The sequence below is a fragment of the Leifsonia sp. TF02-11 genome (assembly GCF_017565305.1).
GTDB lineage: Bacteria > Actinomycetota > Actinomycetes > Actinomycetales > Microbacteriaceae > Leifsonia.
This window is the reverse complement of sequence record NZ_JAGEKP010000008.1, coordinates 246537-271233: the sequence shown is the minus strand read 5'-3', so window position 1 is coordinate 271233 and position 24697 is coordinate 246537. Positions and strand designations below refer to the sequence as shown.

Here is a 24697-nt window from a genome sequence, read left to right as displayed (position 1 = left end):
GCATCACGCTTTTCACCCGTCATCCGTCACCCCGATGCGCAGCGCGATCGACGACGGCGAAGATTGTGCGGACCGCGACGAAGTTGAGGGTGAAGGACAGCGGCAACGAGATGAGCTTGGCCAGGAGCTCCGGGATCGCCAGCGCATCCACGCCCCACTGGATGAGCCACGAGAACAGCAGGATGGACACCGCGTACCAGCCGAAGAACGCGAGCAGGCCGCCGACCGTGTGCCGGCCGGGGAAGACCATCCCTCTGCTGAGCGCGTAGACGGCGAGCACGGACACGCCGGCGCTCACCAGGTTCGCGATGCCGGCGGGGAGGCCGGCCATCGCCAGCAGGACGAACCCGCCGACATCGATCACGACGCCGACGACCGTGGTCGACAGGAAGCGGAGCAGCTGGCGGAACAGGCCCGATTCCCAGCTCTTCCTGAAATGTGACATCGACATGATTCATGTACCATACCGCAATGCGAATCATGTCCCGACCGGTCTTCTCGTCAGCGCTCTTCGCGCTCGCGGTCGGCATTCCGCTCATCGCGGTGTCGTCACTGGTGGCCTTCGACTCCCCGCTCACGGATGCCCCGCCATCGGACACCGGCCCCGATTACGACGTCTCCCCCGCTGTCTTGGCCGTCGCCAGAATCGTCATCTGGCTCGGCATCCGTTTCGTGTTCCTGGTGCTGCTGGCCGTGGCGATCTACTTCGCCCGCAGATTCTTCTCCCGCGTCCGCAGTGGCGACCCGGTCTACCGCCGCTGGCTGATCGTCAGCTCCGGCTTCATCGGAGTGAACACCATCGTCCTGCTCCTGATCTGGCCCGGATTCTGGGTCTTCGACGAGTTCTACGTCCTCGCCGACGTCCAAGAGAACTGGCTCGGAACCTGGCAACACATCTTCACCAGCATCTACTTCGGAGTGGCCCTCACAGCCATCCCCATCCCCTCGGGCATCCTCATCGTCCAGTACGTGTTCGCGTCCTTCGTCGCCGGCTACGTCGTCGCCCGATCCTGGTCGCTCTTCAGCCGCCCCAAGCTCGCCTACCTCCTCATCCTCCCCTTCCTGTTCTTCCCCGTCCTACTCTTCAACCAATTCCCCTTGCGCGTCACGATGGTCACGTACATCGAACTCGCGGTGCTCTTCCGAGCCCTGGTGATCTGGCTGCGCAGAGACCTCGTGACCAATCGCTACCGCGAGTTCTTCTTCCTGACCACGGCGCTGACCATCGCTGCGTTCTGGCGCAGCGAGACCGCACCTCTTCTGCTCCTCATCCCGGTGCTCGCCATCCTGTTGCGGGTCTTCCGCCCGACGGAAGCCGGAGTACCCCTCCGCCGGGCCGTCGCCGTGCTCATCGCCACCGCACTGGCTTTCACCGGAATCGCCGGATTGAGCGTCGCCTCGTCCAGCCCCCGCTACCCGATCACTGCCGCACTCAACCCGCTGTCGATCATGCTCCAGGAACCGCTCGGCGGCCCCAATCTCACCCGCAACCTCGAAGCGATCGACCGCGTCGTCGACGTGCAGAAGGTACGGGAAGTGCCCGACATCTTCAACATCCACCTCGACCGAGCACTCCGGCCGGATTATCGCGCGCACCTCACGGAGTTCGAGCTGGCGTACGCATCGCTTGTCATCGAGAATCCGACAGCGTTCCTCAATGCCAGGATCAGGACATTCCTGGCGACGAACTCGATCGGCGACATCCCCGGCAACGAGATCCAGGGCGGTGGGTTCCTCGCCAAGAGCGCCGAGCGCTACCTCGGCGCGTTCCAAGCCCGCAACCCGTCGGCCGTCCCGCTGTCGGAGGAGGTCCGGTTCGCCACGGTCCGCACGCTGCTCCTGGTACCGAGCGGAACCTCGCCCACCCCCCTCACACCGATCGTCTGGACGGTGATCCCGGTACTGCTCGCCCTGTTCGTCTCGCTCATCGTCGCGCTGTTCCGTCGATGCTGGATGTTCGCCACGACCTTCGCGATACTCCTCGCCCAGGCCGGGATCACCTTCGTGACCGCACCGGCGAGCTACTTCATGTACTACTGGGCCGTCTACCTCGCGGGATGGGTGCTCGTCGGCTTCTTCGCACTTCGACCGATTCGCGCGCGCGACGGGCGGCCATCACTGACGAAGCCGACGAGCAGGATGCTCGATGTCTGAGTTCATGCGAAAGATCCGTGTGCGCCCGGTGCTCTCCTCCGCACTCATCGCCGCCGTGATCGGCCTACCGCTCATCACGTTCTCGTCACTGGTCGCGTTCGATCCGCCCTTCGCTGCCGAGCTCCCGACAGACCTCGGCAGCGCGGACTTCTCGCTCTCGCCGGCGATGATCTCGATGCTTCGCGTGATCATCTGGTTCGGCGTCCGCGTCCTCTTCTTGCTGCTCTTCGCTGTGGCCGTCTACTATGTGCGACGGTTCTTCGCGAAAGTACACACCGGTGATCCGGTCTACCTCCGTTGGCTGTTCGTCGGACTGGCCCTCACAGCCGTCAACATCGTCGTGCTGCTGCTGATCTGGCCGGGCCTCTGGATCTATGACGAGTACTACGTCCTCACCGACGTCCAACAGAACTGGCTGGGCACGTGGCAGCACGTCTTCACCAGTCTGTACTTCGGAGTGGCGATGACACTCATCCCGACCCCGGCGGGCATCCTCATCATCCAGTCCGTCTTCGGATCCTTCGTCGCCGGCTACATCGTGGCGCGTTCCTGGTCGATCCTGAAACGGCCCCAGCTCGCGTACCTCCTCATCGTTCCATTCCTCTTCTTCCCGGTACTCCTGTACGTCCAGAACCCGCTTCGGGTCACCATGATGTCCTTCATCGAGCTCGCCGTCCTCTTCCGCGTGGTGGCGATCCACCTACGCCGCGAGCTCGTGACCGACCGTTATCGCGAGTTCTTCTTCCTGAGTACCGCTGCCGCGCTCGCCGCGTTCTGGCGATCGGAGGCGACCCTCCTTCTCGTGTTGATCCCGGTGTTGGCGATCTCCCTCCGGGTCTTCCAGCCGAGGAAGGCCGGCGTACGGGTGCGCACGGCGATCGCCGCCCTGGTGGCCACGGGTCTCGCGTTCACAGGGATCGCCGGCACCAGCGTGGCCACCGCGAGCCCCCGCTATGCCATCACAGCGGTCATCAATCCCCTTTCGGCGATGCTCCAGGGCGGCGAGCTCGGCGGCGCGAACCTCGAGCGGAACCTGAAGGCGATCGATCGCGTCGTGGATGTGAAGAAGGTGAAACAGCAGCCGAAGAACATCTACAACATCCCCGCCTTCTTCACGGCCGGCATCGTCCGCGACGGCTATCGCTCACACCTCACGGAATTCGAACTCGCGTACGCATCATTGGTCGCCGAGAATCCGGGCGCGTTCCTCGACGCGAGAATGCAGACCTTCCTGGCGACGAACGCGATGGGTCCGATTCCCGTGAACAAGACCCAGGGGTGGGACTTTCTCATCAGCGACGTGGCCCAGCACTACAAGGACGACTTCGAGCAGCGCAACCCGCTGGCTGTCCCGATCTCGCCCGAAGTCCGTCACGCCGCAGCCGCGGCGCTCCTCACGGTCTCCCATGACGCGGAGTTCACCGCACTCACCCCCGTCGTCTGGAACGTGACCCCGGTGCTGCTCCTCGTCGCCCTCGCGTTCGTCGCCGCACTTGTGCTGCGGCGATGGATGTTCGCGCTGGTCTTCGGACTGCTGGCCGCACAGGCCGGGATCACGTTCCTGACCGCCCCCGCCAACCACTTCATGTACTACTTCGCGGTCTACCTCGTCGGCTGGGTGATGCTCGTGCTGTTCACGCTGAGCGCTGATACACGCGGAAGGCGCTCGTCGCCAGGGCGGCCATGACCACCGCGAGGGCGGCGAGAAGGCCGGCGTGCCCCCAGAGACTGGCCCAGTCGGGATGCGCGCTGAGCGCCTCCCGGCCGACGATGACGGCCCACTCGAACGGGTTGTAGGCTGCGACGTTCCGCACCCACTCCGGTGACAGCTTCGTGTTCATGATCGCCGAGCTGAGGAACATCAGCGGCAGCGTGATGAGCTGCGAGATGCCGATCAGCGCGGTCTGGTCACGGGCGAGCAGCGCCACGGCGTTCGAGAAGGAGCAGAACACCGCGGTGAGCAGCACGACGCCGAGCAGGAGGAGCAGCATCCCGCCGAGACCGCCGTCGAACCGCGCTCCCGCCCAGAACGCGATCCCCACCACGATGAGCGACTGCACGACGGCGAGGATCGACTGGTAGACCAGCGTCGAGACGATCATCGCTCCGCGATTGGTGGGCGAGGTGAGGAAGCGGTCCATCACCCCGCGATCCATGTCCTGGATGTAGACCGTTCCCGACCAGGCGCTGCCGAACAGTGCGAGCATCATCACGATGCCCGGCGTCAGGTACTCCAGGTAGCTCTGTCCCACCCCGAATCCGGGGATCTCGGTCACCGATTTGAAGAGCTGGCCGAAGAGCAGCAGCCAGATCACGGGCTGCACCAGGTTCATCACGAGGAACGCCGGCATCCGGATGGCCCAGCGGAGCTGGCGCCCTGTCAGCAGGGCGGTGTGGGTGAGGAACGTCGGACCCCCGCGGCGGGAGGATGCTGTGGGTGCGGTTGCGATGGCGGTCATGATGCGGTCTCCAGAACGTGCTCGGCGGACTCCTGCGCCCGCGTGAAGGTGCGGCCGGTGTGCCGCAGGTAGACGTCGTCCAGGCTGGGCCGGGCGACCGTCGCGGAGGCGACGCCGACGGCTGCCGCCTCCAACGAGGCGAGCGCGGCGGGGAGGGTCGCGGCGCCGTTGTCGGCGCGTGCCCGCAGCGTCCGCCCGTCGCCGCCGACCTCGCGGAGGGCGTCGACGCGTTCGAGCGCCGTGAGCGCGGCGAACGGATCGGCGTCGGGAGCCAGCTCGACGATCACGGCGTCTCCGCGGAGGCCGTTCTTCAGCTCCTCCGGGGTGCCTCCCACGACGATCCGGCCGTGGTCGACGATCGCCAGCCGGTCGGCCAGCCGGTCGGCCTCGTCCAGGTAGTGGGTGGTGAGCAGCACCGTGAGGTTCTCGGAGGCGGTCATCCGCTCGAGCTCCGCCCACAGCTCGGCGCGCGCCTCCGGGTCGAGGCCGGTGGTCGGCTCGTCGAGGAACAGCACCTGCGGATGGTGCATGAGACCGATGGCGACGTCGAGCTTGCGGGCCATGCCGCCCGAGTAGGTCTTGACCTGCCGCCTGGCGTGTTCGGTCAGACCGAAGCGGTCGAGGAGCTCGGCAGCGCGCGCCCGGGCGCTCCGCCCGCTCATCCCCTGGAGCCGCCCGGCGAGCACGAGGTTCTCGGCCCCGGTGTCGTTGGGGTCGGAGACCGGCTTCTGGGCGACGAAGCCGATGGCTCGCCGTACCCGGCCCGGATTCCTGGTGACGTCGATCCCGGCCACGAACGCCGACCCGGAGTCTGCCCTCGCGAGGGTGGACAGGATCTTCATCGTGGTGGACTTGCCCGCCCCGTTGGGGCCGAGCAGTCCGAAGACGGTGCCGGAGGCGACCTCGAAGCCGAGATCGTCGACGGCGCGGATGGTGGGCTTGCCCCGACCTCCGCTGTAGGACTTGACGAGGTGCTCGGCGACGAGCGCCGAGCCGTTCTGTGATGCCACGGGTGGCTTCCTTTCATCTCGGGCAGCCACCGCGCGGGCATATCATGGACATGCCCTCGGTGACTGTTGACGCAGGTTCCGTGAGGAACGATCGAAGGTGTGGATGGCCGGAGAGTTGCCGCTCTCCGGCCATCGTTCTGTGTGTGTGTCGTTCGGACGCCGGGCTACGTGCCCAGCAACTCGGTCACCTCCTGTCCGAATTCGCCTGCCGAGATCCGTTCCCGGATCTCAGCCACGTCGTACCCCTGGCCGACGAGCTCCCAGAGCCGGTCCCACCAGTCGATACCGCCGAGCGAACGGTCGCGGATTCGGGCGGCCAGGTCGGCGACGAAGGCCCGCTCGGCCTCCATCATCGCGACGCGATACGCGGACTCGATCATGAACAGCTCCGGGAGCGGGTAGGCGAGCGCCTGCTCGTGGACCTCGCGCCGCGCGGCGAGGTCGGCGTCGAGCAGGTCGCGCCTGCGCTCGAGGAGGTCGGCGGCGACCTGCGGAGCGAGCAGAGGCAGAAGGGACAGCCCGGTCTCGATGGCCGGGTACTCCTTGACCGGGAACGCGATCAACTCACGCATCCACTCGTCGGCCTCCGTGCGGCCGGCCTCGGTGATCTCGTACACGACGCGCTCCGGGCGGTTGCCCTCGCGCTCGGTCTGCGCGACCTGGATGAAGCCGTGCTTCTCGAGCGACTTGATGACCGCGTAGAGGGAGCCGAAGTTGAGCCGGATGCTGTCTTCCTTGCCGCGCTCGCGCATCGTGGTGGTCATCTCGTACGGATACATCGGCTTCTCCCACAGGCACGCCAGGACGGCCAATGCCAACGGGTTCGACACCGCGCGTTTCGCCATTGCTCACCTCCGAATACTTTGTTCAGAGTATTCGTTGTCGAGTGATGCGTCAAGCACTCCGGCTCCGAGTAGTACACTCGGCCGCACGGCCCCGCTTCACCATCGTGAAATCAGGGCGTCTCTGACGTCGGAGCGAGGGACAGATCATGAGCGATGAGTCGTCCATACCGCATTCCCAGCCGCTCGACGGCGCTGGTATCGAGGCCGGCCGGGTCGCCAGGCAGGACTCGACCGTCCTCCGACCTGGCGGCCCCTGGTCATCGTCCGTGCAGTCGGTCCTGGCCGCGTTGGTCGACGACGGCGTCACCACGGTGCCGGCACCGTTGGGCATCGACAGCGAAGGCCGCGAGCGGCTCGCATATCTCCAGGGTCGGGATCAGGGCTGGCCGCTGCTGCACGCAATCCAGTCGCTCGAGGGTGCGTATGCGTTAGGGGCTCTCGTTCGCGAGTTGCAGGCCGCGCTACGGAGGTACAGGATCCCCGCCGATGCGCGGTGGCAAGGACGAAGTGAGCCCGCCGCGCCAGGAGAGATCGTCCAACACGGCGATCTCGGTCCGTGGAATCTGCTCTGGAGCGACGGAGGTGAGAGCATCGTGGGCGTTCTCGATTGGGAACTCGCCGAGCCGGAGCATCCCACCTACGACCTGGGATTCTTGGCGTGGCACACCGTTCCGGCCATGGACGATGAACGTGCGTCCTTCCGAGGATTCACAGGGCATCCCGACCGCTCTGCCCGGCTCGCGTCATTCGCAGCCGGCGCAGGCGTTCCCGCCCGCGACCTCGCAGCCGCGATCACGCGTTCGCAGCTCGCTTTCGCCCGGAAGGTGAGCACCCGTGGCCGATCGAGCGACGGAGGTCGATGGCGACAGCTCCGCGACCTCGGCCTCGAGGAGAGCGCCTTCTCCGACTACAGGTGGACGAAGCAGTGGCTCGCTTCGGATGTCGACCGTCACGAGCCGCGATGATCGACACATAGCGAATTCGCAGCAAAAATAACGACTTGATAACTAGCACCCGTTACCACTTCGTTATATAGTTCAAGAGCAATGGTTGTTTGCTGTGGCAGCCATCGCGGAATGTGATTGCAGGACACTCTTGGTGCAAGGGAGAGGGCCGGCCGCTAGCCTCTGCGGCCGGCCCTCAATCTTTTGAACGCTGCTGCATCTCTCCGCATCCCTCCCCTCGCTCGAGCGCGAATGCCGTGCTGGCACGGATGGCACTGTCGGCGCATGATGGGAAGATGCGAATGCATTGACTGATCGAGCGTTCGGAGGGGTGTCGTCATGAGCACCGGCACAGCAGCGGCAGAGCCGACCAAGCGGGTGAGGACGACCGCCGTCACGGCATGGGAGTCCCTGTTCCGCGCACAGGTCGCCGTGATGAGAACGCTGGCCGCCGAGTTCCCCACCCGTGACATCTCGTTCAACGAGTACGACGTGCTGTTCACCCTGTCCCGGCGGCCCGATCGGTCGCTGCGACTGCGCGACCTCAACAAAGAGGTGCTGCTCACCCAGCCGAGCGTGAGCAGGTTGATCGACAGGCTCGTCGCGCGCGGCCTGGTCGCCAAGTGCCCGGAGCCCAGCGACGCGCGCGGAACGGTGATCCGGCTGACCGACACGGGATTCGAGATGTTCCGCCGGGTCGCCGTCGACCACATGCGCTCGATCACCGAGCGGGTGGGCACGCGCCTCGATGCGCAGGAGCTCGAGACGCTGGCCGCCCTCTGCGACAAGCTGCGCGGCGGCGAGTAGCCGGCCCCCACGGCCGAGCCGTCCTCCACGTGAGCGAACCTGAAGAGTTTCTCCACAAGCGGGGCGGCCCCACGGGGAGGCGCAAGAGGGGCCGCGTATCATTGCGGCCATGACGGCAGAGCGACGCAGAAAATGGAAGTGGGCGCCCGCGCTGATCGGATTCGTGGCCCTGAGCGCGGTCGCCGGAATCCTCGCCGCGGCAGCCGTCACACCCGCCGTCGCGCTCACCGGATCGGCTGCAGAGTCCACCATCAACGTCTTCGACGGACTCCCGGAATACATCAAGGTCGAGCCGTTGGCCCAGGCGTCGACGATGTTCGCCACCTCCAACGGCCAGCCCGTGCCGATCGCCACCTTCTATTCGCAGAACCGGATCGAGGTCGGCTGGGACGCCATCTCCCAGAACCTCAAAGACGCCGCGATCGCCACGGAGGACCCGCGCTTCTACGAGCACGGCGGCGTGGACGTCACGGGCACCCTGCGCGGTGCGGTGCTGACCGCGCTGCACAAGTCTGTGCAGGGCGGCTCCTCCATCACCCAGCAGTACGTCAAGAACATCCTCGTGCAGCGGTGCGAAAACAAGCAGCCCGACCCGACCGCGTCGGCGGCCGTGCAGAAGAAGCAGTACGCGACCTACCAGTCGTGCTACGACGACGCCACCAAGGTCGACCCGGTGCGCAAGCTCAAGGAGATGCGCTACGCCATCGGCCTCGAGAAGGAGTACTCCAAGAACGACATCCTGCAGAGCTACCTGAACATCGCTCTGTTCGGCGGCCGCGTCTACGGGGTGCAGTCGGCGGCGGAGTACTACTTCGGGGTCTCGGCGAAAGACATCAGCCTCCCGCAGGCCGCGACGCTCGTCGCCATCCTCAACAACCCGGACAACCTGAGGATCGACCAGCCGGACAACAAAGACAACGGTGCGGCCAACGGGTACGCCCAGACGCTGGCGCGCCGCAACTACGTGCTCAACCGGATGCTCGTCAACGGCAAGATCACCAAAGAGGAGCTCGACGCCGCCGTCGCCACCAAGGTCGAGCCCAAGATCACCGCGATGCAGAACGGCTGCATGACGGCTCAGCAGTACAACGCCGCGTTCTTCTGCGACTACGTCGAGCGCACGATCGAACAGGATCCGACGTTCGGCAAGACCGACGACGAACGGTCGAGCTTCCTGACCCGCGGCGGCCTGAAGATCTACACGACCCTCAACCTCGACCTCCAGCAGCAGGCCCAGCAGGCGATCTCGGCGTACATCCCGCCGACCAGCCCGAAGCTCGACCTCGGCTCCTCCAACGTATCCGTGGAGGTCGGCACCGGGCGCGTCGTCACGATGGTGCAGAACAGGCCGTACGACAACACGGCGACGCCCGCCCCGGGCAGTACGTCCGTGAATTACAACACCGACTACAAAGACGGCGGGTCCGAGGGATTCCAGACCGGATCGTCCTACAAGGCATTCGACCTGCTCGAATGGCTGCAGGAGGGCCATTCGCTCTACGAATCGGTGAACGGGACCCAGCACCTCTTCCCGCAGAACGCGTTCCACGAGAGCAACCCCTGCAACGACATCGGCGGCTCGCCCTGGCCGGTCGCCAACGACGAGGGCGAGTCGGTCACCTCGACCACGGTGATGAACGCGACCGCGGCCTCCATCAACTCGATCTTCGCCATGATGGCGACCAAGCTCGACCTCTGCGGCATCAAGGAGCGCGCGCAGGATCTGCTGGTCCACGGCGCTGACGAGGAGACGAACCCGTTCCGCGCGAACCCGTCGTCCGTCCTCGGCACCAACTACATCGCACCGATCACGATGGCGACCGCATACGCCGGCATCGCCAACAACGGCAAGGCCTGCAGCCCGGTGGCGATCGACAAGATCCTGGACGCGGACGGCACAGAGCACGCCGTGCCCAAGTCACAGTGCTCGACCACTCCGATCGATCCAGGGATCGCGGCCGCTGCGATCTACGCCCTGCAGGGCGTGCTTCGCGGAGGCGGCACGGCGGCCTCGGCCAACCCCGGAGACGGCGTCCCGATCTTCGGCAAGACCGGAACGACCGACAACTCCGTCGAGAACTGGCTGGTCACCTCCACCACCAAGATCGCTCAGGCCACCTGGGTCGGGAACGTCGCCGGCCAGGTGGCACTCCGCAGCCAGACCTTCCAGAGCATCGGCGGCGGAAACGTGAAGTTCTCGATCGTCAAACGCATCCAGACCGCGCTCGACGCCGCCTACGGAGGATCGGCGTTCCCCACGCCGCCGGCCAAATACCTGAACGCACCCCCTGCGCCGAAGCCGACCACGCCGGCAACGCCGGGGCAACCAGGTCAGCCGGGCGCCGGACAAGGCGGCAACCAGGGCGGCGGCAACCCAGGCGGAGGCAACCAGGGCCCGAACCCGCCGGGCAGGAAGCCCTGATCGTGGCGGCGGCGACCCGCTCAGGTGGTCGAGCGCTGTGACGCTGCGCGCTCCGCTACCGCTTTGACACCCTGCAGCATCGTCTCCCAGTTCCGCTGGGAGTGCTGCGCGGCCTCCACCGTGGGGTTGTTGTCCTGGTCCAGGGTGACGTGCGTTCCTCCCGGCGTCTCCTCCAGTTCGAAGTGGAGGGTGTGGTAGTTCTCCGGCAGGTCCGGCTGGCCGCTCAGCGGGCTGAAGTGCGTGAGCACGATCCGCCAGGGCTCCTCACGGTCGTCGAGTTCGATCACTCGGCCGTGATCCTCGAACGCCGCGCCCTTCCACTCCCCGCGCCAGACGATGCGCGAACCGAGCTTCCAGTCGGAGACGACCTCCGCGCCCATCAGGATCTCGGGGTGCGCGCCACTCGAGGTGAGCACGGTCCAGACGTCTCGGCGCGGCGCGCTCACGTCCACCTCGGCCCGCGCGACGTAGTTGCCCATGGCGCCTCCCGGTCCGTCATCGCCACCCGTCCGCCGCCATCACACACCCGGCGGCGCGGACGGCGCAACCCCGGAGCTCAGCCGAGTTCGAAGACCACGGCCTCCCACGGCTCGAGCGTCCCGCTCACACCACGGCTGGACGAATCCGCCAGGTTTCCCAGAACGAAGGCGGCGTCGCGCCATGTGTCGAGCTCCGCGGTGTCGTAGTGCGCGACCTCACCCGTCAGATTGGCGATCACCAGAAGCTGCCGACCGCCGGCCGCCCGGCGGTAGCCGAAGATCTGGGGGTGATCCTCCAGCACCGCGGCGAAGTCGCCGTCTGCCACGACCGACGAGCGGTGCCGAAGGTCGATCAGGCGGCGATAGTGGGAGAACACGGAGTCCGGATCGGCGATCTCCGCAGCGGCGTTGACCCGGACATAGTCGGGATTGGCGGCGATCCACGGAGTTCCCGTCGTGAAGCCGGCGGCCGGGGCGTCCGACCACTGCATCGGCGTCCGGGCATTGTCCCGACTCGTCCGCCGCAGCGCGGCCAGCACGTCAGCGGCGTCCTCGCCCTGGATGTCGACGGCCTCCGCGTAGTGGTTGAGCGTCTCGATGTCGCGGAAGTCGTCGATCGAGTCGAACGGCACGTTCGCCATGCCGAGCTCCTCGCCCTGGTACACGTACGGCGTGCCGCGCATGAGGTGCAGGACCGTTCCGAGCGCCTTGGCGGAGGCGACACGGTGCTCCGGGCGGTCGTCGCCGAACCGGCTGACCACACGGGGCTGGTCGTGGTTGTTCCAGTAGAGGCTGTTCCAGCCGACGTCGGCCAGGCCTTCCTGCCACATCGTCAGGTTGCGCTTGAGGTCGAGGACGCTCGCCGGCCGGTGGTCCCACTTGCCTCCCGGACCGTGGTCGAGGTCGACATGCTCGAACTGGAAGACCATGTCGAGCTCCGCGCGCGCGGGGTCGGTGAACAGGCGCGCCTGCTCCACGGAGACTCCGGGCATCTCGCCGACGGTGAGCGTGCGGTCGGCGCGGCCCGCGAACACGCGCTCGTGCATCTCGTGCAGGAACTCGTGGATGCGCGGACCCTGGCCGAAGTACGGGTAGCCCTCGCCGAAGAGCTTGCCGGCGGGCACCTCGCCGTCGGGCAGGTCGACCACCTTGGAGATGAAGTTGATGACGTCCATCCGGAAGCCGTCGACACCGCGGTCGAGCCACCAGTTCATCATGTCGTAGACAGCGTCGCGGACCTCCGGATTCTCCCAGTTGAGGTCCGGCTGCTTGCGCGAGAAGAGGTGCAGGTAGTACTGGCCGGTCGCCGGGTCGAGCTGCCAGGCCGGGCCGGAGAAGAACGACCCCCAGTTGTTCGGCTCCGCACCGTGCTCGCCGGGCCGGTGGACGTCGCGGGCCGGCCGCCACCAGTACCAGTCGCGCTTGGGGTTGTCGAGCGAGGAGGCGGACTCGACGAACCACGGGTGCTCGTCCGAGGTGTGGTTGACGACGAGGTCCATCACGAGCTTGATGCCGCGCGCATGCAGGCCGGCGAGCAGCTCGTCGAAGTCGTCGAACGTGCCGAACAGCGGGTCGATCGCACGGTAGTCGCTGATGTCGTAGCCGTTGTCATCGTGCGGCGAGGCGTAGATCGGCGAGAGCCAGACGACGTCGACGCCCAGCTCCTTCAGGTGGTCGAGGTGGTCGATGATGCCGCGGAGGTCGCCGATGCCGTCGCCGTCGCTGTCCGCGAAGCTCCGCGGATAGATCTGGTACACGACTGCGGACTTCCACCACGTCTCACTCACCCGCCCACCCTACTCGCGCGCCGCAACCGGCAGCGTCGGCGCGACGCTCGGTCGCCGAGCAGCCCGCGCGGGCGCCCGCGCGGGCGGACTCGCGCGCCGGCTCGACGCCGACGCCGCCAGCCCGGCCTCCCCTGAGTCCGGCCTCCCCACGTCGGCGCCGTTCGATAGCCTGAAGCCATGCTCACGCCGCCGACCACCGCAAAGAAACCGACAGAGCGCAGCCACCACGGCGACGTCGTCATCGACGACTACGAGTGGCTGCGCGACAAGGATGATCCGGCGGTCATCGCGCACCTCCACGAGGAGAACGCGTACACGAACGCGCGCACCGAGGCGCTCGGCGTGCTGCGCGAGCAGATCTTCGAAGAGATCAAGAACCGCACCCGCGAGACCGACCTGAGCGTCCCCACCCGCGAGGGCGACTGGTGGTACTACACGCGCACGGTCGAGGGCCGGCAGTACGGCATCCACTGCCGCGCAGCGATCGACGGACCGGACGACTGGGATCCGCCCGCGCTCGACGAGGCGGCGCAGCAGCACGGCCTCCCGGGCGAGCAGATCCTGCTCGACGACAACGCGGAGGCCGAAGGGCACGACTTCTACGCCCTCGGCAGCTTCGACGTCAGCGCCGACGGCAGCCGGCTCCTCTACGCTGTGGACACCGAGGGTGATGAGCGGTACACGATCCGGGTGCGATCGCTCGCCGACGACGGAGCCGCCTTCGCCGATGAGATCACCGGCACCGGGGCCGGCGCGTTCTTCGACCCCAGCGGCGAGTACATCTTCTACACGACGGTCGACGACGCCTGGCGGCCCGACACCGTCTGGCGGCACCGTGTGGGTCAGGGTCCGGACGGCGAGCCCGACGCCCAGGTCTTCCACGAGCCCGATGAGCGGTACTGGGTCGGCGCCGGCCTCACGCGTAGCCGCCGGTTCCTGATCGTCGAGGTGGGTTCCAACATCACCAGCGAGAGCTGGCTGCTCGACGCGAGCGATCCGACGGGCGAGTTCACCGTCGTCTGGCCGCGCAAAGAGGGCGTCGAGTACGACGTGGAGCACGCCATCGCGGGAGGCCGAGACCGCCTGCTCATCGTGCACAACGAGAACGCCGTCAACTTCGAGCTGGTGAGCGTCGCCGCCGACGACCCGCAGGGCCCACGGCGCATCCTGCTCGCCCACAACCCGGCGGTGCGCATCGAGGGCGTCGACGCGTTCCGCGACTTCGTCGCGCTCGAGTACCGTCGCGAGGGGATGACCCGGCTCGCGGTCGCGTGCCTGCCTCAGAAGGGCGAAGACGGCGCCGAGTCCGACGACACCCTCCACGAGCTGCACTTCGACGAGGAGCTCTTCACTGTCGGAGCCGGCGGCAACCCGGAGTGGACCCAGCCGTTCCTGCGGCTCGGCTACGGCAGCTTCGTCACGCCGTCGAGCGTCTACGACTACGACGTGCGCACCCGCGAGCTAACGCTGCGAAAGCAGCAGCCGGTGCTCGGCGAGTTCGAACCGGAGCTGTTCGAGCAGCGCAGGGAGTGGGCCACTGCCGCCGACGGCACCCGCATCCCGATCTCGCTCGTCTACCGCAACGACCTCGTGACCCCGGGGGAACCGGCGCCGCTCGTCCTCTACGGCTACGGCTCGTACGAGGCGAGCATGGACCCGTCGTTCGGCATCCCCCGGCTCAGCCTTCTCGACCGCGGTGTCGTGTTCGCGATCGCGCACGTGCGCGGCGGCGGCGAGCTCGGGAGGCTCTGGTACGAGCACGGCAAGAAGCTGCACAAGAAGAACACGTTCACCGACTTCGTCGCGGCGGCCACTCACCTCGTCGATCAGGGCTGGACGACGCCCTCGCAACTGGCCGCACAGGGCGGAAGCGCGGGCGGTCTCCTGATGGGCGCGGTCGCCAACCTGGCGCCGCGGCTCTTCGCGGGCGTGCTCGCCGAGGTGCCGTTCGTCGACCCGCTGACGACGATCCTCGACCCGTCGCTCCCGCTGACGGTGATCGAGTGGGACGAGTGGGGAGACCCGCTCCACGACGAGGACGTCTACTACTACATGAAGTCGTACGCGCCGGTCGAGAACGTCCACCACACCGCATATCCGCGCATCCTCGCCGTGACCAGCCTCAACGACACGCGCGTGCTGTACGTGGAGCCGGCAAAGTGGGTCGCGAAGCTGCGGGAGGTGGGCGCGGACGCGCTGCTCAAGACCGAGATGGCGGCCGGGCACGGCGGGGTCTCCGGACGCTACGCGGCGTGGCGCGAGCGCGCCTTCTCGCTGGCGTGGCTGCTCGACGTCGTGGGAGCGCACCCGACGGGCGAGTAGCCGTCGGCAACGGAGGAGTTCCGCGCTTCAGCGCCGCTGGGGCGCAGGCAACGGAGGAGGTTGGGCCGGCTCGCGAGCGGATGTCCTCCGTTACCTGCATCGGCGCGGGCGCGGGCGGCCGTGGCTAACGGAGGAGATCGGGCTCGGTCGCGAGCGGATGTCCTCCGTTACCTGCGATCAGGGCCGATTTCGGGGCGGATGTCCTCCGTTACCTGCGGCGGGTCAGTTGAAGTGGTCGGGGTCCTTGCCGGTGCGCTCGCCCGATTCGAGGGAGGCGACGGCGACCAGGTCGTCGGCGTCGAGCTCGAAGTCGAAGACCTCCAGGTTCTGCCGGATGCGCTCCGGCGTCGACGACTTCGGGATGACCACGTTCCCCGACTGCAACTGCCAGCGGATGACCACCTGCGCCGGTGTGACGCCGTGCTTGGCGGCGAGCCGCGCGAGCACCGGGTCGTCCAGCACGCGACCGCGGGCGAGCGGCGACCACGCCTCGGTGACGATCCCCTGAGCGGCGTCGTAGGCGCGGACCTCCTCCTGCGGCAACCACGGGTGCAACTCCACCTGGTTGACCGCGGGGACGGTGCCCGTCTCGGTCGAAAGGCGCTGCAGGTGGTGGATGTGGAAGTTGGCGACCCCGATGGAACGCGCTCGCCCCTCCGCCTGCAACCGCTCCAGCGCACGCCAGGAGTCGACGTAGCGGTTGTGCGCGGGCGCCGGCCAGTGGATGAGGAACAGGTCGACCGATTCGAAACCGAGCCGCTCGAGACTGGCGTCGAACGAACGCAGCGTGGCGTCGTAGCCGTTCTCGGTCCACCAGACCTTCGTCGTCACGTACACCTCGTCGCGGTCGAGCCCGCTGCGTCGCACCGCCTCTCCGACGCCGCGCTCGTTCTCGTAGAACGACGCGGTGTCGATGTGCCGGTAGCCCGCGTCGAGCGCGGCGAGCACGGCATCGACCGTCTCGTCCTCGGGGATCTTGTAGACGCCGAACCCGAGCTGGGGGATCGCCGAGCCGTCGTTGAGCGCGATCTGGGGGATGTTGGCCATGGGTTCATTCTGCCCCGGCATCGGCGTACGGATGGGGGAGACGAAAGGAGAAGACATGAGTTACGAAGACAAGCGGGTCGCCTTCCTGGTGGGGCCGGAGGGGATCGAGCAGGCCGAGCTGGTGGAACCGTGGAAAGCGGTCACGGAGGCCGGCGCCACCGCGAAACTGATCTCGAAGGAGGCCGGCAGCGTCCGCGCCTTCAACCATCTGACCCCGGCCGAGGAGTTTCCCGTCGACCTCACGCTCGGGGACGCCTCGCCGGACGATTTCGACCTGCTCGTCCTTCCCGGCGGCGTTGCGAACGGTGACCAGGTGCGGACGTTCCCGGACGCCGTCGCTCTGGTGAAGGGGTTCGCCGAAGCGGGCAAACCGATCGCGGTGATCTGTCACGGCGGCTGGGTGCTCATCGAGGCGGGAGTGGTCGGCGGCCGCACGCTGACCAGCTGGCCGAGCCTGCAGACCGACTATCGCAACGCGGGCGCGACCTGGGTCGACGAGGAGGTCGTGGTCGACTCCGGCGCGTTCACGGTGATCTCGTCACGCAAGCCGGACGATCTGCCCGCCTTCAACCGGGAGGTGCTCGCCGCCCTGGCCTGACGGCTTCGTGGGCGTTTCCTGGCAATGGCGACGAACCGGGTTGCGCGATCGCTCGGGCCGCGGGAACGTGGGCGGCTCCTGGAGGAACAACGAAAGGAGAGCTCGTGCTCACCCTGACCGAGAACGCCAGCACGATCGTCAAGACCCTCACGGATCAGGCGCCGGAGGACGACGCCGGCCTGCGCATCAGCAGCAGCAACCCGGAGAACACCGCCTTCGCGGCAGCCGTCGCGCCGACACCGGAGCCCGCCGATCAGGTGGTCGAGTCCGGCGGTGCGCGGCTGTTCCTCGAGCCGGGCGCGGCGGTCGCCCTCGACGACAAGGTGCTCGACGCACAGGTGGACGAACAGGGCGCGGTGAGCTTCGCCATCGGCGCACTCGCCTGACGCGCTGCGCGACACGCGAACACGGCGGCCCCGGTGCATCGCACCGGGGCCGTCCCTTGCGCACCGGGTGGAAGGAACGATGGGAGGCGGGCGTCGCGAGCCGCTCAGGTGACGGGAGGCCGCTGCGGTTCCCCGGCGTCCAGCAGGAACTCGACGGCGGTGGTCCACAGCGGCACCACCTTGGTCGGCGGGATGTCCTCCTCGCCGGCGAAGTGCACGGCGAAGTGAACCTCCGGTTCGCCCTTCACCGGCTCGGCCGCTGCCACGATTCCGAAGTAGCCGTCGTCTTCGAGCACGCGCCAGCGCGTCTCCGACCCGGGCTCGGGCACGATCCGGACGGCGTGGCCGCCGTACTCGTAGTCGGGTGCGGGAGGAAGCGAAGCGCGGGGATCGATCGTCACACAGCTGTTCTACGACCAGTCCCCGCGCCCCACAACTCGTTCACTTCTCGAAGCAAACGGTGTATCGCATCGCTCAGGCGTTGGCGACCTCGGACTCTCCGGCATCCTCGGCGGCCGGTGTCGCGCCCGCGGTGTCGGGCTGTGCCTCGTCCTCCTCTGCCGCCGCGCCGCGGAACTGCGTCATGTAGAGGTCGTAGTAGGCACCCTTCTTGGCGAGGAGTGTCGCGTGGTCGCCCTGCTCGACGATGCGGCCGTGCTCCATGACGAGGATCGTGTGCGCGTCACGGATGGTCGACAAGCGGTGCGCGATCACGAACGACGTGCGGTCGCTGCGCAACGCCGCCATCGCGTGCTGCACCAGCAGCTCGGTGCGGGTGTCGACCGACGACGTCGCCTCGTCGAGGATGAGCAGCGACGGGTTGGCGATGAATGCGCGCGCGATCGTCAGCAGCTGACGCTCGCCTGCCGAGACGTTGCCGCCGTCGGCGTCGATCATGGTGTCGTAGCCGTCGGGCAGCTGGCGCACGAACCGGTCGACCATGGTCGCCTTCGCGGCCTCGATTACCTCCTCGTCGGTGGCATCGAGCCGGCCGTAACGGATGTTCTCGCGGATGGTGCCCGAGAACAGCCAGGCGTCCTGCAGCACCATCCCGACCTGGCCGCGGAGCTCCGCCCGCGACAGCTCGGTGGTGTCGATGCCGTCGAGGCGGATCGTGCCGCCGTTCAGCTCGTAGAACCGCATGATGAGGTTCACCAGCGTGGTCTTGCCCGCTCCCGTCGGCCCGACGATCGCGACCGTGTGACCGGGCTCGACCGAGAGCGAGAGGTCCCGGATCAGTTCCGTCTCGGGGTCGTAGGAGAAGTCGACGCCGTCGAGCTCGACGCGGCCGTCGGCCCGCGAGGGCAGATGCTGCGTCTCGGTGTCGGCCGACTGCTCCTTGGCGTCGAGGAACTCGAACGTGCGCTCGGCCGACGCGACGCCCGACTGGAGCATGTTGGCCATGCCCGCGATCTGGCCGATCGGCTGCGAGAACTCGCGCGAGTACTGGATGAACGCCGTCGCGTCGCCGATCGTCATCTGACCGGAGGCGACGCGGAGGCCGCCGACGACGGCGATCAGCACGTACGACAGGTAGGAGACGAAGTTCATCGCGGGCATGATCATGCCCGAGACGAACTGGGCGCCGACCGTCGACTTCCACAGCTTGTCGTTGCGGGAGTCGAACTCCTCGAGCATGACCGCGTCGCGGCCGAAGGCGCGCACCAGGTCGAGACCCGAGTACGACTCCTCGATGTGCCCGTTGAGCGCACCGGTCGAGCTCCACTGCTGCTTGAACAGCTTCTGCGAGCGGGTGCCGATCACGCCGGCGATCACACCGGAGAGTGGGATCGAGATCAGCGCGATGAGCGCGAGCTGCCACGACACGATGAACATCATGATGCCGATGCCGATGACCGTCAGCACCGACTGGATCAGCTGCGAGAAGGCCTGCTGCAGCGCCGTCTGGATATTGTCGACGTCGTTGGTCACGCGCGACATCAGGTCACCGCGCTGGCGGGTGTCGAAGTAGCTGAGCGGCAGCCGGTTGAGCTTCGTCTCGACGTCGGCGCGCAGTCGGTAGACCACCCGCATCACGAGCGCGTTCAGAATGTAGCCCTGCCACCACTGGAGCAGCGAGGCCGCGACGTACATCGCGAGCACGATCGTGAGCAGGCGGCCGAGCTCGATGAAGTCGATGCCGTGGCCGGGGACCAGCCCGTTCGGCGTGATCGTGCCGACGGCACCCTTGAAGATGACGTCTGTCGCGCTGCCGAGCACCTTCGGCGCGATCACGATGAGCGCCACCGAGATGATCACGAGAAGGGTGACGAAGGTCATGCCCAGCCACTCGGGCTTCAGGAGGCCGAGGAGGCGCTTGAAGGACGGCCAGAAGTGCTCCGCCTTCTTGGCCGGTGTCCCTCCGAACATGTCGCCGTCGGACTCCGTCGGCTCGTACTCGTACTCGAGCTCGAGTTCTTCGATCGCGGTCTCCACGCCGGCCTCGGTGAGTACGCCATCCCGCGCTTCGGACGCACCGCCCGCCCGGTTCTTCGCCGTGCGGTTCTTCGCCGTCTTGTCGTTCTTCGCGCGGGCCATCTCAGGCCACCTCCAGGCTCAGCTGCGACTCGACGATCTCGCGATACGTCTCGCTCGTCTCCAGCAGTTCGTCGTGGGTGCCGCGCCCGACGACCCGTCCGTCGTCGAGCACGATGATCTGGTCGGCTTCGCGGATCGTCGAGACGCGCTGCGCCACCACGATCATCGTCGTGTCGCCCGTGGACTCTGCGAGGGCCTCTCGAAGCCGGGCATCGGTCGCGACGTCGAGCGCAGAGAACGAGTCGTCGAACAGCAGGACCTTGGGCTGCGCGACGAGCGCCCTGGCGATGCAGAGACGCTGACGCTGGCCTCCGGAGACGTTGGTGCCGCCCTGGGCGATGCGCTCGTCGAGGCCGTGCTCCTTGGCGCGGACGAAGTCTTCCGCCTGCGCGACGCGCAGAGCCTGCCACAGCTCCTCGTCGGTCGCCGACGGCCGGCCGAACCGGAGGTTGCTCGCCACCGTGCCGGAGAAGAGGTACGGTTTCTGCGGCACCAGGCCCAGCACTCCCGAGAGCTGCTCCCGGCTCAGGGAGTCGACCGGAACGCCGCCGATGCGCACGTGCCCGCTCTGCGGGGTGAAGAGGTCGGCGATCACCGAGACGAGCGTCGACTTGCCCGAACCGGTCGAGCCGACGATCGCGGTCACACGCCCGGGCTCCGCCGTGAAGCTCACGTCGCTCAGCACCGGCTTCTCGGCTCCGGGGTACCCGAAGGTCACACCCGCGACCTCGACGCGCCCGTCGGCCGGAAGCGCTCCAGGGCCGTCAGCGGCACCCGTCGACGGCGTCGCGCTGAGCACCTCGTCGATGCGCTCGGCGCAGACCATCGCGCGCGGGATCATCATGGCCATGAACACGCCCATCATGACCGCGACCAGGATCTGCAGCAGGTACTGCAGGAAGGCGGTCAGGGCGCCGATCTGGATGTCGCCGGCGCCGACGCGCTGGCCGCCGAACCAGAGGACGGCGACGGTGGCGGCGTTCAGGATGAGCATGATCAGCGGGAACATCAGCACGAAGACGTTGCCGACCTTCACCGAGATGCGGGTGAGCGCGGTGTTCGCGTCGTCGTAGCGCGCCGTCTCGAAGCGTTCGCGCACGAAGGCACGGATGACACGGATGCCGACGATCTGCTCGCGGATGACGCCGTTCACGCCGTCGATGCGGTCTTGCATCACGCGGAACATGGGCAGCAGCAGCCAGACCAGGATGCCGACGACGACGAACAGCACGGCGACGGAGACCCAGATCAGCCACGACAGCGCGGCGTCGACCTGCACGGCCAGGATGATGCCGGCGATGCACATGATCGGCGTGGACACCATGAAGTTGAGCGTCATCAGCACGAGCATCTGCACCTGCTGGACGTCGTTGGTGTTGCGCGTGATCAGCGTCGGCATGCCCCAGCGTGCGAGATCGAGTGCCGGAAGCGAGTCGACCTTGCGGTAGAACGAGCGCCGGATGTCGCGGCCCAGCGACATCGAGGCGCGCGCACCGAAGTAGGTCGCCGTGATGGCGGCGACGACCTGCACGAAGCAGACGATCAGCATCATGCCGCCGGTGCGCCAGATGAAGTCGGTGTCGCCCGTGACGACACCCTTGTCGATGATGCTGGCGTTCAACGTCGGCAGGTAGAGCGCCGCGATGGTGGCGATGAGCTGCAGGACGACGACCGCGGCGACCGCACCCCAGTAGGGGCGGATGTACCGCAGCGCCAATCGAAGAAGAGTCACGATGATCCCTGGTTCGTTTTCCGGTGGAATTGTGGGACGGGTGAGCGCGCCGCCATCGACCCGACCGACTCGGCGCTGTGCGAAACCCCCCGTACAGCACCTAACGGTAGCGCGGACGACGGACATTCGCCTCTGCCGAGGCGACTCCCACCCGATACGACAACGCTAGGCAGGACAACGGTCACAGCGTGACCGCAATTCGAGATCTGTGGAGATCAGGCCGGTGAGTAGAGCAGGTGGAGGACACCGTTCGCGTACGCGTCGTGCTGACGCAGCCGCAACCGGGACTCCGCGATGCCTTCCGGGAACAGGCGGGCGCCGGTTCCGCGGACGACGGGATAGACGAAGAGATGAAGCGCGTCCACCAGCCCATCGGCCAGCAAGGCCCGCACGAGCGTACCGCTGCCGCTGATGTACAGTCCGCTGCGGCTCTGCTTCACCTCGCGGAGCCGTTCCGCGTCGTAGCCGCCCAACGATCGCGAGTTCGCCCAGGCCGCCTCCACCGCCGCGTCGTCGAGCGTGGAGGAGACCACCAGCTTCTGGCTGTCGTTGAAGAACGGAGCGCCAGGGTCGTCCTGCACCGTGCGCTTCGACCAGACCGGCGCAAACATCTCGAAGGTTCGCCTACCGAGCAGGATCGCATCCGACGGGTTCGCGATGCGGCCGATGTCCTCGCCCATCTCCGGATCGAACCCGTAGTCCAGCGTCCAGCTCGGGTCTTCGAAGACGCCGTCGAGCGAGACGAACTCGTGCACTGCGATGCTGCCCATGCGGTCAGCCTAGGCGGTCGCCGCCGACCCGTCGAGGCAGGCCGCCTCAGGCGTCCTTGCGCAGTTGCAGCAGCAGCTCGGGTGAGCGGGCGTCGAGGATGCTGCCGCCGACGCGCACGCCGACGCCGACGAGCACGCCGCCCAGCGCGACGCCGACGAGGAGTGCCGCCCAGCCCCAGAGCGCGTCGCCGGTGATGAGCGCGATGACGAAGAGCGCGATCTCCGGCAGGCAGAGCACCGCGATCACCCCCCACGCGGCGAAGGTCGGTCCGATGAGCGAGATGTTCGCCCCCGGCCGCGAACGGAACGGGTTGTCGCCGGGCTCCGGCACGGGGAACACCAGCCGCGCCGAGGTCACGGCGCACACGGCCGCGCCGGTCAGCAGGATGCCGAGGGAGAGCCCGAGCAGCCCGGGGAGGATGTGCCAGCCGTCGCCGATCGCCGCGGCGAACAGTGCGATGAGCACGACGGCGGGCACCGCGAACGAGAGCATCGCGGCCGCGCGGCCCCAGCGGTCGGCGCGGCCGGGCACCGCCTTGGCGACGTGCAGCGTGAAGGCTGTCGAGTCGTACGAGACGTCGGCGATCATCCCGATGCCCAGCGAGAACGCGACGACGGGCGCACCGATCACGAGGAGGCCGCCGGCGTGGTTGAGGCTGGAGTAGAACCAGAACAGCACCGGCATGAGCGGAATCACCAGGAGCTGGCGCAGGTAGCGCGGATCGCGGAACCAGTAGGTCAGGCATCGGGCCGCGATCGCCCCCCACGCGTTGCCGGGGAAGATTCCGAACCACCCCAGCTTGCCCTGCGCGCGCACCCGCGAGGAGGCGCGCGCCGGCGTCACCAGCGAGCGTGCGAGACCCCAGCGCCACACCAGCCACAGCACGGCGAACGTGGCCACGGCGATCAGCAGCCGCGCCAGAGCGCCCAGCGGGTCTCCGAGCGCGAGTTGGGACGGCACCGCCCACACCGCTCCGAGCGGCGACCAGGACAGCCCGTCGGCGACGGCGGGGAGGGCGTCGGACGACGACCGCAGGCCGCGGGTGATGCCGATCACGATCGGGCCGGCCAGGATCAGCGGGATGAGCACCAGCAGTCCGCTGGCCTCCCGGAACCGCCGCCCGCCGGACAGGCCGCTCGACACCGAAGTGACGGCGCGGGAGACGACGATGCAGGTCGCGGCGCCCAGCGCTCCGGTGATCAGCGCAACGACGGCGACGCCGGGGAGGCGGAGCCAGGCCAGCGACGTTGCGAGTGAGGCGAGCGTCGTCGCCGCACCGGCGACGCCGACCACCGCGCTCAGCAGCATCCCGAGCATGAGCGGGCGCAGCGGGATCGGGTAGACCGCGAGGCGAGCGGGGTCGAGGGTCTGCTCGATCCCCGAGAGCAGCAGCGGGAAGATCGCCCAGCCCAGCACCGCGGCGGAACCGCCGATCACGGTGATCATGCGGGTGACCTCCACCGGCGCGAAGCCGAGCAGCACCAGACCGCCCAGCACGACAGCGAGCGCGATCAGCGCGTAGACCCCTCCGATGATCACCGCGACGAGCTGGGAGGTGCTGCGGCGGAAGGAGTTGCGGAGGACGAGCAGTCGGAGCCTTACGAGTGTCGCAACCACTCCGGCCCCTCCCCCACCCGGCGTCCTCCGACGAGCTCGACGAAGCGGTCTTCGAGCGTCGAGCCTGCGCGCACTTCGTCGACGGTGCCCGCGGCGATGACCCGGCCCGCGTTGATGACCGCGACGCGGTCGCACATGCGCTCGACGAGGTCCATGACGTGCGACGAGACGATGACCGTGCCGCCGCTCTGGACGAACCCGTGCAGGATGTCGCGGATGTTCGCGGCCGACACCGGGTCGACCGACTCGAACGGCTCGTCCAGCACCAGCACGCGCGGCGCGTGCACCATGGCTGCGGCCAGCGCGATCTTCTTGGTCATGCCGGCCGAGTAGTCGACGACGAGCGTGCCGCCCGCCGACTGCAGATCGAGCAGGCTCAGGAGGTCGTGGGTGCGCTCGATCGCCGTCGGGCGGTCCATCCCGCTCAGGAGGCCGGCGTACTCGACGAGCTGCTCGCCGGTCAGCCGGTCGAACAGGCGCGCGCCGTCGGACAGCACGCCGACGAGCGCCTTGGCGGCCAGCGGGTCGCGCCACATGTCGACCCCGTGGATGAGCACCTGGCCGGCATCCGGCCGGAGCAGGCCGGTGACCATGCTCAGCGTCGTGGTCTTGCCTGCGCCGTTGGGGCCGACCAGCCCGTAGAAACTCCCGGAGGGCACGTCGAGGTCGATGCCGTCGACCGCCGCCTTCTCACCGAACCGCTTGTGGAGGCCACGCACTGCGACCGCGACGTCATCCTGACCGACCACCGATTCCCCTGCCTTCCGCTCCCCTCACCC

21 protein-coding genes are annotated in these 24697 nt (G+C 67.8%); 8 read left to right on the top strand and 13 right to left on the bottom strand.

Features of this window, described 5'->3' with window-relative positions; genetic code table 11:
- Window positions 1-19: 19 nt before the first annotated feature.
- Window positions 20-445, bottom strand: a complete 426-nt coding sequence (locus JNB50_RS13630) for a GtrA family protein (protein WP_208040674.1) — start codon at window positions 443-445, stop codon at window positions 20-22.
- A 26-nt stretch (window positions 446-471) separates the two neighbouring features.
- On the opposite strand from JNB50_RS13630, the gene JNB50_RS13625 reads away from it, so the two are divergent.
- Complete coding sequence (locus JNB50_RS13625) at window positions 472-2154, top strand: hypothetical protein (protein WP_208040673.1); 1683 nt, start codon at window positions 472-474, stop codon at window positions 2152-2154.
- Window positions 2147-3841, top strand: coding sequence for a hypothetical protein (locus JNB50_RS13620; RefSeq protein WP_208040672.1), 1695 nt, complete (start codon window positions 2147-2149; stop codon window positions 3839-3841). The genes JNB50_RS13625 and JNB50_RS13620 overlap by 8 nt, the downstream gene beginning before the upstream one ends.
- On the opposite strand, the gene JNB50_RS13615 is transcribed toward JNB50_RS13620, so the two are convergent.
- From JNB50_RS13615 to JNB50_RS13605, 3 genes are all read right to left on the bottom strand, one after another.
- Window positions 3789-4613, bottom strand: a complete 825-nt coding sequence (locus tag JNB50_RS13615; protein WP_208040671.1) for an ABC transporter permease — start codon at window positions 4611-4613, stop codon at window positions 3789-3791. The genes JNB50_RS13620 and JNB50_RS13615 overlap by 53 nt on opposite strands.
- A complete protein-coding gene (locus tag JNB50_RS13610; protein ID WP_208040670.1) occupies window positions 4610-5623 on the bottom strand; it encodes an ATP-binding cassette domain-containing protein in 1014 nt (337 codons plus the stop codon). The genes JNB50_RS13615 and JNB50_RS13610 overlap by 4 nt, the downstream gene beginning before the upstream one ends.
- 164 nt (window positions 5624-5787) lie before the next feature.
- The gene (locus tag JNB50_RS13605; RefSeq protein ID WP_208040669.1) at window positions 5788-6468 is read right to left on the bottom strand and encodes a PadR family transcriptional regulator; all 681 of its coding nucleotides are present in this window, start codon (window positions 6466-6468) and stop codon (window positions 5788-5790) included.
- Window positions 6469-6614: 146 nt separating this feature from the next.
- On the opposite strand from JNB50_RS13605, the gene JNB50_RS13600 reads away from it, so the two are divergent.
- The 3 genes from JNB50_RS13600 to JNB50_RS13590 all read left to right on the top strand — a co-directional run bounded on the left by JNB50_RS13600 (window position 6615) and on the right by JNB50_RS13590 (window position 10641).
- Window positions 6615-7433, top strand: coding sequence for an aminoglycoside phosphotransferase family protein (locus tag JNB50_RS13600; RefSeq protein ID WP_208040668.1), 819 nt, complete (start codon window positions 6615-6617; stop codon window positions 7431-7433).
- Window positions 7434-7751: 318 nt separating this feature from the next.
- A complete protein-coding gene (locus tag JNB50_RS13595; RefSeq protein WP_208040667.1) occupies window positions 7752-8219 on the top strand; it encodes a MarR family winged helix-turn-helix transcriptional regulator in 468 nt (155 codons plus the stop codon).
- A gap of 109 nt (window positions 8220-8328) precedes the next feature.
- A complete protein-coding gene (locus tag JNB50_RS13590) occupies window positions 8329-10641 on the top strand; it encodes a transglycosylase domain-containing protein (protein WP_208040666.1) in 2313 nt (770 codons plus the stop codon).
- 20 nt (window positions 10642-10661) lie between these two features.
- Here JNB50_RS13590 and JNB50_RS13585 read toward each other — a convergent pair whose 3' ends face one another.
- Together JNB50_RS13585 and JNB50_RS13580 are read right to left on the bottom strand one after the other, a co-directional pair.
- On the bottom strand, window positions 10662-11120 hold the full coding sequence (locus tag JNB50_RS13585; protein WP_208040665.1) for an SRPBCC family protein: 459 nt from the start codon (window positions 11118-11120) through the stop codon (window positions 10662-10664).
- Window positions 11121-11197: 77 nt separating this feature from the next.
- Window positions 11198-12907, bottom strand: a complete 1710-nt coding sequence (locus tag JNB50_RS13580) for an alpha-glucosidase (RefSeq protein ID WP_208040664.1) — start codon at window positions 12905-12907, stop codon at window positions 11198-11200.
- A 177-nt stretch (window positions 12908-13084) separates the two neighbouring features.
- Here JNB50_RS13580 and JNB50_RS13575 point away from each other — a divergent pair, with 177 nt between their 5' ends.
- Window positions 13085-15229, top strand: a complete 2145-nt coding sequence (locus tag JNB50_RS13575; protein ID WP_208040663.1) for a S9 family peptidase — start codon at window positions 13085-13087, stop codon at window positions 15227-15229.
- 222 nt (window positions 15230-15451) lie between these two features.
- On the opposite strand, the gene JNB50_RS13570 is transcribed toward JNB50_RS13575, so the two are convergent.
- Window positions 15452-16276, bottom strand: coding sequence for an aldo/keto reductase (locus tag JNB50_RS13570; protein ID WP_208040662.1), 825 nt, complete (start codon window positions 16274-16276; stop codon window positions 15452-15454).
- 55 nt (window positions 16277-16331) lie between these two features.
- Between JNB50_RS13570 and JNB50_RS13565 the strand changes: the two genes are divergently transcribed.
- The gene (locus JNB50_RS13565; protein WP_208040661.1) at window positions 16332-16874 is read left to right on the top strand and encodes a type 1 glutamine amidotransferase domain-containing protein; all 543 of its coding nucleotides are present in this window, start codon (window positions 16332-16334) and stop codon (window positions 16872-16874) included.
- A 104-nt stretch (window positions 16875-16978) separates the two neighbouring features.
- Window positions 16979-17260, top strand: a complete 282-nt coding sequence (locus JNB50_RS13560) for a Fe-S cluster assembly protein HesB (RefSeq protein WP_208040660.1) — start codon at window positions 16979-16981, stop codon at window positions 17258-17260.
- 104 nt (window positions 17261-17364) lie between these two features.
- Here the strand turns inward: JNB50_RS13560 and JNB50_RS13555 are convergent, their stop codons facing one another.
- The 6 genes from JNB50_RS13555 to JNB50_RS13530 form a co-directional block, all read right to left on the bottom strand.
- Window positions 17365-17661: a hypothetical protein gene (locus JNB50_RS13555; protein WP_208040659.1), complete on the bottom strand. Its 297-nt coding sequence runs from the start codon at window positions 17659-17661 to the stop codon at window positions 17365-17367.
- A gap of 73 nt (window positions 17662-17734) precedes the next feature.
- Window positions 17735-19798: an ABC transporter ATP-binding protein gene (locus JNB50_RS13550; protein WP_374222265.1), complete on the bottom strand. Its 2064-nt coding sequence runs from the start codon at window positions 19796-19798 to the stop codon at window positions 17735-17737.
- 1 nt (window position 19799) lies between these two features.
- Window positions 19800-21530, bottom strand: a complete 1731-nt coding sequence (locus JNB50_RS13545; RefSeq protein WP_208040658.1) for an ABC transporter ATP-binding protein — start codon at window positions 21528-21530, stop codon at window positions 19800-19802.
- A 215-nt stretch (window positions 21531-21745) separates the two neighbouring features.
- A complete protein-coding gene (locus JNB50_RS13540; protein ID WP_208040657.1) occupies window positions 21746-22300 on the bottom strand; it encodes a dihydrofolate reductase family protein in 555 nt (184 codons plus the stop codon).
- 46 nt (window positions 22301-22346) lie between these two features.
- Window positions 22347-23918 carry a transporter gene (locus JNB50_RS13535; RefSeq protein ID WP_208040656.1) on the bottom strand — a complete coding sequence of 524 codons (1572 nt, stop codon included), beginning with the start codon at window positions 23916-23918 and terminating at the stop codon, window positions 22347-22349.
- Window positions 23900-24667, bottom strand: a complete 768-nt coding sequence (locus JNB50_RS13530; protein ID WP_208040655.1) for an ABC transporter ATP-binding protein — start codon at window positions 24665-24667, stop codon at window positions 23900-23902. Before JNB50_RS13530 ends, JNB50_RS13535 begins: the two co-directional genes overlap by 19 nt.
- Window positions 24668-24697 lie beyond the last annotated feature (30 nt).

Excerpts from the sequence above, each read along its gene's own strand:
- JNB50_RS13630 (WP_208040674.1), bottom strand. The coding sequence starts at position 445 with ATGTCACATTTCAGGAAGAGCTGGGAATCGGGCCTGTTCCGCCAGCTG.
- JNB50_RS13625 (WP_208040673.1), top strand. The coding sequence starts at position 472 with ATGCGAATCATGTCCCGACCGGTCTTCTCGTCAGCGCTCTTCGCGCTC.
- JNB50_RS13620 (WP_208040672.1), top strand. The coding sequence starts at position 2,147 with ATGTCTGAGTTCATGCGAAAGATCCGTGTGCGCCCGGTGCTCTCCTCC.
- JNB50_RS13615 (WP_208040671.1), bottom strand. The coding sequence starts at position 4,613 with ATGACCGCCATCGCAACCGCACCCACAGCATCCTCCCGCCGCGGGGGT.
- JNB50_RS13605 (WP_208040669.1), bottom strand. The coding sequence starts at position 6,468 with ATGGCGAAACGCGCGGTGTCGAACCCGTTGGCATTGGCCGTCCTGGCG.
- JNB50_RS13600 (WP_208040668.1), top strand. The coding sequence starts at position 6,615 with ATGAGCGATGAGTCGTCCATACCGCATTCCCAGCCGCTCGACGGCGCT.
- JNB50_RS13595 (WP_208040667.1), top strand. The coding sequence starts at position 7,752 with ATGAGCACCGGCACAGCAGCGGCAGAGCCGACCAAGCGGGTGAGGACG.
- JNB50_RS13590 (WP_208040666.1), top strand. The coding sequence starts at position 8,329 with ATGACGGCAGAGCGACGCAGAAAATGGAAGTGGGCGCCCGCGCTGATC.
- JNB50_RS13585 (WP_208040665.1), bottom strand. The coding sequence starts at position 11,120 with ATGGGCAACTACGTCGCGCGGGCCGAGGTGGACGTGAGCGCGCCGCGC.
- JNB50_RS13575 (WP_208040663.1), top strand. The coding sequence starts at position 13,085 with ATGCTCACGCCGCCGACCACCGCAAAGAAACCGACAGAGCGCAGCCAC.
- JNB50_RS13570 (WP_208040662.1), bottom strand. The coding sequence starts at position 16,276 with ATGGCCAACATCCCCCAGATCGCGCTCAACGACGGCTCGGCGATCCCC.
- JNB50_RS13565 (WP_208040661.1), top strand. The coding sequence starts at position 16,332 with ATGAGTTACGAAGACAAGCGGGTCGCCTTCCTGGTGGGGCCGGAGGGG.
- JNB50_RS13550 (WP_374222265.1), bottom strand. The coding sequence starts at position 19,798 with ATGGCCCGCGCGAAGAACGACAAGACGGCGAAGAACCGCACGGCGAAG.
- JNB50_RS13540 (WP_208040657.1), bottom strand. The coding sequence starts at position 22,300 with ATGGGCAGCATCGCAGTGCACGAGTTCGTCTCGCTCGACGGCGTCTTC.